The 7712-nt window shown below is 70.5% G+C and carries 8 protein-coding genes and 1 tRNA gene; 5 read left to right on the top strand and 4 right to left on the bottom strand.

Annotated elements, in window-relative coordinates:
- Together WML84_RS11055 and ugpC are read right to left on the bottom strand one after the other, a co-directional pair.
- Positions 1–1305: a DUF4032 domain-containing protein gene (locus tag WML84_RS11055; protein WP_347346199.1), complete on the bottom strand. Its 1305-nt coding sequence runs from the start codon at positions 1303–1305 to the stop codon at positions 1–3.
- 85 nt (positions 1306–1390) lie between these two features.
- Positions 1391–2494, bottom strand: a complete 1104-nt coding sequence (gene ugpC, locus WML84_RS11050; protein WP_347346198.1) for a sn-glycerol-3-phosphate ABC transporter ATP-binding protein UgpC — start codon at positions 2492–2494, stop codon at positions 1391–1393.
- 231 nt (positions 2495–2725) lie between these two features.
- Between ugpC and WML84_RS11045 the strand changes: the two genes are divergently transcribed.
- Positions 2726–3700, top strand: a complete 975-nt coding sequence (locus WML84_RS11045) for a thioredoxin domain-containing protein (protein ID WP_347346197.1) — start codon at positions 2726–2728, stop codon at positions 3698–3700.
- 26 nt (positions 3701–3726) lie between these two features.
- Positions 3727–3802: transfer RNA gene (locus WML84_RS11040), tRNA-Thr, on the top strand.
- Between the two features lie 93 nt (positions 3803–3895).
- Here WML84_RS11040 and WML84_RS11035 read toward each other — a convergent pair.
- Positions 3896–4456, bottom strand: a complete 561-nt coding sequence (locus tag WML84_RS11035; protein ID WP_347346196.1) for a nitroreductase family protein — start codon at positions 4454–4456, stop codon at positions 3896–3898.
- Positions 4453–4860, bottom strand: a complete 408-nt coding sequence (gene msrB, locus WML84_RS11030) for a peptide-methionine (R)-S-oxide reductase MsrB (RefSeq protein ID WP_347346195.1) — start codon at positions 4858–4860, stop codon at positions 4453–4455. The genes WML84_RS11035 and msrB overlap by 4 nt, the downstream gene beginning before the upstream one ends.
- A 106-nt stretch (positions 4861–4966) precedes the next feature.
- Here msrB and WML84_RS11025 point away from each other — a divergent pair, with 106 nt between their 5' ends.
- The 3 genes from WML84_RS11025 (at position 4967) to groL (ending at position 7611) form a co-directional block, all read left to right on the top strand.
- Positions 4967–5227, top strand: coding sequence for a DUF3263 domain-containing protein (locus WML84_RS11025; RefSeq protein ID WP_347346194.1), 261 nt, complete (start codon positions 4967–4969; stop codon positions 5225–5227).
- Between the two features lie 18 nt (positions 5228–5245).
- A complete protein-coding gene (locus WML84_RS11020) occupies positions 5246–5824 on the top strand; it encodes a LytR C-terminal domain-containing protein (protein ID WP_347346193.1) in 579 nt (192 codons plus the stop codon).
- Between the two features lie 167 nt (positions 5825–5991).
- Positions 5992–7611: a chaperonin GroEL gene (gene groL / locus WML84_RS11015; protein WP_347346192.1), complete on the top strand. Its 1620-nt coding sequence runs from the start codon at positions 5992–5994 to the stop codon at positions 7609–7611.
- Positions 7612–7712: the final 101 nt, after the last annotated feature.

Raw genomic sequence — 7712 nt, 5'->3', positions numbered from 1 at the left:
TCAGACCAGATCGCGCCAGTCGACGGCATCCAGGTCGTCGTCGAGGTCGATCGCCTCGGTGATGACGTTCACGCCGGTCGTCTCGGTCGGCGGTCCCATCACGGTCGCCTCGTCGCGGCGGTGGCGCAGCACGTCGTCGACGTAGGACCCCACCACCTCGGCCAGCGGCACGGAGCGGCCGCGCGCCTGCGACATGTACCAGCGGTGCTCGAGCACCTGGTGGAACACCTCGGCGGGATCGAGCTTCGAGCGCAGATCCCACGGGATCGACTTCACGACCGGCTCGAAGACGCGGGTCAGCCACTCGTGCGCGACCATCTCCTCGTCGGACCCCAGCCGCGACACGCGCGCGCGGAACTCGTCGAGGTCGTTGAGCAGGCGCCGGGCCTGATTCTCCTCCACGTCCAGGCCGGTCAGCCGCAGCAGGCGCCGCTGATGGTGTCCGGCGTCGACGACCTTCGGCTGGATCGACACGACCGTGCCATCGGAGGTCGTCTCGAACGACATCTCGTCGATGTCGAAGCCGAGCTCGTTGAGACGCTGCACGCGCTCGGTGATGCGCCACGACTCGTTCGCGGCGAACGACTCCTGGTCGGTGAGCGCCGCCCACAGCGACCGGTACGACGCGACCAGGCCTTCGGCGATCGCGATCGCGTCGACGCCGTCCTCCAGGCGGCCGCCCGCCTCGAGGTCCATGATCTCGCCGGCGATGTTGATGCGGGCGACCTCGAGGTCGTTCGCGCGCTGGCCGGACGTGAGACCCGTCTCGTGCAGCTCGCCGGTCTCGGCGTCGACGAGGTACGCGGAGAACGCTCCGGCGTCGCGGCGGAAGAGCGTGTTCGACAGCGACACGTCGCCCCAGAAGAAGCCGACGTTGTGCAGCCGCACCAGCAGCGCCGCGAGGGCGTCCACGAGGCGACCCGCGGTGTCGGGGCGCAGCACCTGGGTGAACAGCGCGCGGTAGGGGAGGGAGAACTTCAGGTGCGCGGTCACCAGCGCCGCCGGGAGCGGATTCCCGTCGGCATCCTTCCGTCCGTCGACCACCGCGACCCGCTCGACGCACGGTGCGTCCAGCCGGCGCAGCGATCCGAGCATGTCGTATTCGCGGCGGGCCATCTCGGCGGTCGTCTCCTTGACGGCGACGACCCGTCCGGAGAGGTTCGCGAACCGCACGAGGTGACGAGAGATGCCCTTCGGGAGCGAGACGATGTTCGAGCTCGTCCACTCCGACAGCGGCGTGGACCAGGGAAGCGTGAACAGGCCGGGATCCATGCTGCTGGCCGTGATGGTCAGGGAATCCGCCACATCGCTCCTCTCCGAAGACGCCGGACGCGCGACGGCGCGGGGGGTCCGAGGACCCGCCCGCGCCGCATCGCGCTGATTCGATCCGTTACGCCGAGGCGATCGCCTTGTCGGTGAGGCGCAGGCCCGTCTCGTGGTCGAACACGTGGACGTGACCGGGCACCGGGGCCAGGATCACCTTGTCGCCCGCGTTCGGGTGACGACGGCCGTCGACGCGCGCGACGATGTCGGTGCGCTTGCCGTTGATGTCGGTGTGGCCGTACAGGTAGCCGTCGGCGCCGAGCTCCTCGACGAGGTCGACGTCGACCGAGAGGCCCTGGCCGTCGGCCGGGTTCACCACGATGTCCTCGGGGCGGACGCCGACCATGACGTCGGAGCCGTGCGCCTTGCCGAGCACGTCGGCCTCGACCGCCACGACGCCCGAGCCGAAGCGGACGCCGCCCGGAGCCAGGTCGGCGAGGAACAGGTTCATGGCGGGGGAGCCGATGAAGCCGGCGACGAAGACGTTCTGCGGGCGCTCGTACAGGTCGCGCGGGGTGCCGACCTGCTGCAGCAGGCCGTCCTTGAGCACCGCGATGCGGTCGCCCATCGTGAGGGCCTCGGTCTGGTCGTGCGTGACGTAGACCGTGGTGACGCCGAGGCGGCGCTGCAGCGAGGCGATCTGCGTGCGGGTCTGCACGCGCAGCTTCGCGTCGAGGTTCGACAGCGGCTCGTCCATGAGGAACACCTGCGGCTGACGGACGATCGCGCGGCCCATCGCGACACGCTGACGCTGGCCGCCCGAGAGGGCCTTCGGCTTGCGGGTCAGGTACTGCTCGAGGTCGAGGAGCTTGGCCGCCTCGAGGACGCGCTGCGCACGCTCCTCCTTGCTGACGCCGGCGATCTTGAGGGCGAAGCCCATGTTCTCGGCGACGGTCATGTGCGGGTACAGCGCGTAGTTCTGGAAGACCATCGCGATGTCGCGGTCCTTCGGCGGGACGTCGGTCACGTCGCGGTCGCCGATCAGGATGCGGCCGCCGTTGACCTCCTCGAGGCCGGCCAGCATGCGCAGCGTGGTGGACTTGCCGCAGCCGGACGGGCCGACGAGCACGAGGAACTCGCCGTCGGCGATGTCGAGGTTGATCTTGTCGACAGAGGGGCGCGTCGCCCCCGGGTAGACACGAGTCGCGTTGTCGAACGTGACGGACGCCATTGTTTCTTCTCCTTCACCGGCAGGTACGTGCCGGACGATCCGTAGTGAGGAATGTGAGCGATGCTGCTCGTGCGCCCCGGGAGGGCCGCATGAGCCAGTATCGCACGGCGGGGCCCTCCGTGTCTGTTTCCGTGTCTGGGGTTTTCTCAGGCTGCCTCATTACCATCGTCTGCGTCGCCTTCCCCGAGCGGCCGAGCCGCTGAGCGGCATCCATCGCGTCCGAGAGGTCCCATGTCCAACGACAGCCCGAACACGCCGGTTCCGCGCGACCGCCGAGAGGCGGTTCGCGAGAAGGCGCAGCAGGTGCACGTGCGGCAGTCGCGCGCACGCCTGGCTCGGCGCGTGTCCCTCGTCGTCGGCGTCGTCGCGGTGGTCGCCGCGGTCGCCGTCGTCGTCACCTGGACCGTCTCCTCGGCGGTGAACCGCCCGCAGCTGTCGCCCACGAACGTCACCGACGACGGCTTCGCCATCACCACCGCCGCGCTGTCGATGTCGCAGGTCGCGCCGGTGCCGCCCGACGCCGACAGCCTGCCCGCGCCGACAGCGACCGAGGGCGCGCCCGCCGAGGGGACGCCCGCCGAGGCGCCGCCGGCGGAGCCGACGCCCACCCCCACCGCGCGACCCGTCGTCGACATCCGGGTGTACGTCGACTACCTCTCGCCCGGTGCGCGCGAATGGCAGCTCGCGAACGCCAAGCAGCTCACCTCGTGGGTCGGCGAGGGCGCCGTGACCCTCTCGTACCACCCGGTCGCGATGCTCACCGCGAAGTCGAACGGCACCAAGTACTCGCTGCGCGCCGCCGGCGCGGCCGCCTGCGTCGCGACGCACTCGCCCGACACGTTCTTCTCGTTCAGCAACGAGCTGCTGAACCGCCAGCCCGCGGTCGACGCCGACGGCTTCACCGACCAGCAGCTCGCCGAGATCGCGATCGCGTCCGGTGCCAGCGAGCCCAAGACCCTGCGCACGTGCATCGAGTCCGAGACCTACGCGGCGTGGGCTCGTGCGGCGACGGAGCGCGCGGTCGCCGGCATCCCCGACACCGACGGCGTCTCGCTCACGGGCACGCCCATGATCCTCGTCAACGGCGAGCCCTACGTCGGCGCCCTCGGCGACCCGGCCGAGTTCTCTCAGTTCGTGCTGTCGAGCGCCAGCGACGAGTTCTACAAGACGCAGGCCCCGACGCCGACCGCGACCCCGGCGCCGTAGCCGCCGCGGATAGACTGGTCGTCCTTGCCGGCTTGGCGCAATCGGTAGCGCACCTAACTTGTAATTAGGGGGTTGCGGGTTCGAGTCCCGCAGCCGGCTCCACTCGCGGTCCGGTCGTCGCACGGCGGCGTCGACACGAACGTTGTCATCAGGGGGTTGCGGGTTCGAGTCCCGCAGCCGGCTCCACTCGCGGCGCTACTTCTTCTTCTTGCGCGGCTTCTCGTCGGGGCGGCTCAGGAACGTGCGCGGGTCGACGGTCTTGCGGCGGCCGGCGCGGGCGCGCTGCGGCTTGCCGCCCACGTACAGCCAGCCGAGCAGCTGCTCGTCCTTGCCGAGCCCGTGCATCTTCGCGACCGACCGGGAGCGCGTGTACGAGCCGGTGCGCCAGAAGACGCCCCAGCCGGCCTCGTCGAGCAGCAGGCTGAGCACGTGCGCGACGCCGGATGCCACGGCCTCCTGCTCCCAGCGCGGGACCTTGCCGCTCTTGCGATAGCTCACGACGACGGCGACGAGGAGCGGCGCGCGCATCGGCTTCGACGACACGCCCTTCTCTCCCTGCGACTTGTTGATCGCGCGACCCAGGGCGACGCGGTCTTCGCCGCGCAGCTCGACGAGTCGCCACGGTCGCAGGGCGGAATGGTCCGCGACCCGTGCGGCGGCGGCGACGAGGGGGAGGAGCTCCTCGTGGGTGGGCGCGGCATCCGTCACCTTCGACCACGACCGGCGGGCCAGGACCGCCTCGAGCGCGCCGGTCACTCGCCCGCCTCGGGCGCGAAGTCGAGCGAGATCGAGTTCATGCAGTAGCGGTCGCCGGTCGGCGTGCCGAACCCGTCGGGGAACACGTGCCCGAGATGCGAGCCGCACGCGGCGCACCGCACCTCGACGCGGTCCATGCCGTGCGAGCGGTCCTCGAGCAGCTCGACCGCCTCGGGGCGGATCGACTCGTAGAAGCTCGGCCAGCCGCAGTGCGAGTCGAACTTCGTGCCGCTGCGGAACAGCTCGGCGCCGCACGCGGCGCACGTGTAGAGGCCGGCGCGATCCTCGCGGAGGAGGTCGCCGGTCCAGGGGCGCTCGGTGCCGGCCTCGCGCAGCACCGCGTACTGGCGCGGGGTGAGCTCGGCGCGCCACTGCTCTTCGGTCTTGTCCACTCGGTAGGTCATGTCGGACTCCTTCTGACTCCATTCAACAGGGCCGACGGGCCGCCTGTTCCCCGCGTCGCGGAGTGGCGGACGCGGCCGCGCCGGACGCCGGGGTTACCGTCGAGACGTGCCCCTGTGCGATCGTGACCGCGCACTGCTGGACTTCGAGGCCCATTGGCCACGGCACAGCGGTGCGAAGGAGGAGACCCTGCGCCGCGAGCTGTCGCTCACTCCGGCGCGGTACTACCAGCTGCTCGACCGGCTCATCGACACCGGCGACGCGCTCGCCTACGACCCGATGCTCGTGCATCGTCTGCGGCGCCTGCGCGATGCGCGCGAGGAGGCGCGCTCGCCGCGCGCCACGGCATCCCCCGGTCACGGCCGGTAGCATTCACAGGTGCCGAGTATGCCCGAGCCCAGGGATCGCTTCGACGATCTGCCCGCCGTCCAGCGGCGCGTGGGCGCCCACCGCGCGGAGCAGCCGCGGCTGCGGGCCGGTCTCGTCGTGCTGTGGGCGGTCGTCGCGACGCTCGTGCTCGTGGGCGCGGGCATCTTCGGCACGCTCGTCACGAGCGGACGGATCGTGCTGTTCCCGGAGGCGACGCCGACGGCCACGGCGACGCCCGAGCCGGAGTCGGTCGTCGACACGAGCTACAACGTGCTGGTGCTCAACGCGACCCCCGAGTCGGGGCTGGCCGCCGCGCTGCGCGACCAGGTGGTCGCCGCGGGCTGGCCGGAGTCGAACGTGTACGCGGGGGATGCCGGCTCGGAGGACTTCGAGGTCACGACCGTCTATTACGCCACCCGCGAGGACGAGCCCGCCGCGCGCGGCCTCGCGCAGGCGATCGGCGGCGCCCAGCTCGCGCTCAACGACGTCTACCAGCAGCTCGACGACCCGGCGACCGCGGACGACGAGAGCGCCGCGCGCCAGCTCACCATCGTGATCGGCCTCGACCGCACGACCCCCGCCGAGCCGACGTCGTAGTCCCGACCCGGCCGTGGCCGCCGCCTCGACGCGACGGCATCCCGGGATCGTGCGCCACCGGGTGTCGTGGCTTGCACTCTCCATGGTCGAGTGCCAGAATGGATTAGCACTCGCATTCATCGAGTGCTAAAGACTGCAAGCCAACGTCCGGGAGGGACGACACACACATGGCAAAGATCATCGCTTTCGACGAGGAGGCCCGTCGCGGCCTCGAGCGCGGCCTGAACATCCTGGCCGACGCCGTCAAGGTGACCCTGGGCCCGCGTGGCCGCAACGTCGTGCTCGAGAAGAAGTGGGGCGCCCCCACCATCACGAACGACGGTGTCTCGATCGCCAAGGAGATCGAGCTCGACGACCCGTTCGAGAAGATCGGCGCGGAGCTCGTCAAGGAGGTCGCCAAGAAGACCGACGACGTCGCCGGTGACGGCACCACGACCGCCACGGTCCTGGCCCAGGCGCTCGTGCGCGAGGGTCTGCGCAACGTCGCGGCCGGCGCCGACCCGATCTCCCTGAAGAAGGGCATCGAGAAGGCCGTCGCCGCCATCACCGCCGAGCTGCTGTCCTCCGCCAAGGAGGTCGAGTCCAAGGAGCAGATCGCCGCGACCGCGTCGATCTCGGCCGCCGACACGGAGATCGGCGAGCTCATCGCCGAGGCCATCGACAAGGTCGGCAAGGAGGGCGTCGTCACCGTCGAGGAGTCGCAGACCTTCGGCACCGAGCTCGAGCTCACCGAGGGCATGCGCTTCGACAAGGGCTACATCAACCCCTACTTCGTGACGGACCCGGAGCGCCAGGAGGCCGTCTTCGAGGACCCGTACATCCTCATCGCGAACCAGAAGATCTCGAACATCAAGGACCTCCTGCCGATCGTCGACAAGGTGATCCAGGACGGCAAGGAGCTCGTCATCATCGCCGAGGACGTCGAGGGCGAGGCTCTCGCGACGCTCGTGCTGAACAAGATCCGCGGCATCTTCAAGTCGGTCGCCGTCAAGGCCCCCGGCTTCGGCGACCGTCGCAAGGCGCAGCTGCAGGACATCGCGATCCTCACGGGCGGCCAGGTCGTCACCGAGGAGGTCGGTCTCAAGCTCGAGAACGCGACGCTCGACCTGCTCGGCCGTGCGCGCAAGGTCATCGTCACCAAGGACGAGACCACGATCGTCGAGGGTGCCGGCGACTCGGCGCAGATCGAGGGTCGCGTGACCCAGATCCGCCGCGAGATCGACAACACCGACAGCGACTACGACCGCGAGAAGCTCCAGGAGCGCCTCGCCAAGCTCGCCGGCGGCGTCGCCGTCATCAAGGCGGGCGCGGCCACCGAGGTCGAGCTCAAGGAGCGCAAGCACCGCATCGAGGACGCCGTCCGCAACGCGAAGGCGGCCGTCGAGGAGGGCATCGTCCCCGGTGGTGGCGTCGCGCTCATCCAGGCCGGCAAGGTCGCGTTCGAGGGTCTGTCGCTGTCCGGCGACGAGGCCACCGGTGCGAACATCGTCAAGGTCGCCATCGAGGCCCCGCTCAAGCAGATCGCCCTCAACGCGGGCCTCGAGCCCGGTGTCGTCGCGAACAAGGTCGCGGAGCTGCCGGCCGGTCACGGCCTCAACGCCGCGAGCGGCGAGTACGGCGACCTGTTCGCCCAGGGCATCATCGACCCGGCGAAGGTCACGCGTTCGGCGCTGCAGAACGCGGCGTCCATCGCGGGCCTGTTCCTGACCACCGAGGCCGTCGTGGCCGACAAGCCGGAGAAGGCCGCGGCCCCCGCGGGCGACCCGACGGGTGGCATGGACTTCTGATCCGTCCGAGACGAAGCGCCCCTCCTCCGGGAGGGGCGCTTCGCCGTTTCCGGGCGTCGGCTCGGGCTCCGGCATCCCGCCCTGCCGCACGGAGTTCGCAG

This window comes from Microbacterium sp., assembly GCF_039812165.1.
GTDB lineage: Bacteria > Actinomycetota > Actinomycetes > Actinomycetales > Microbacteriaceae > Microbacterium.
This window is presented reverse-complemented; position numbering and strand designations above follow the sequence as displayed.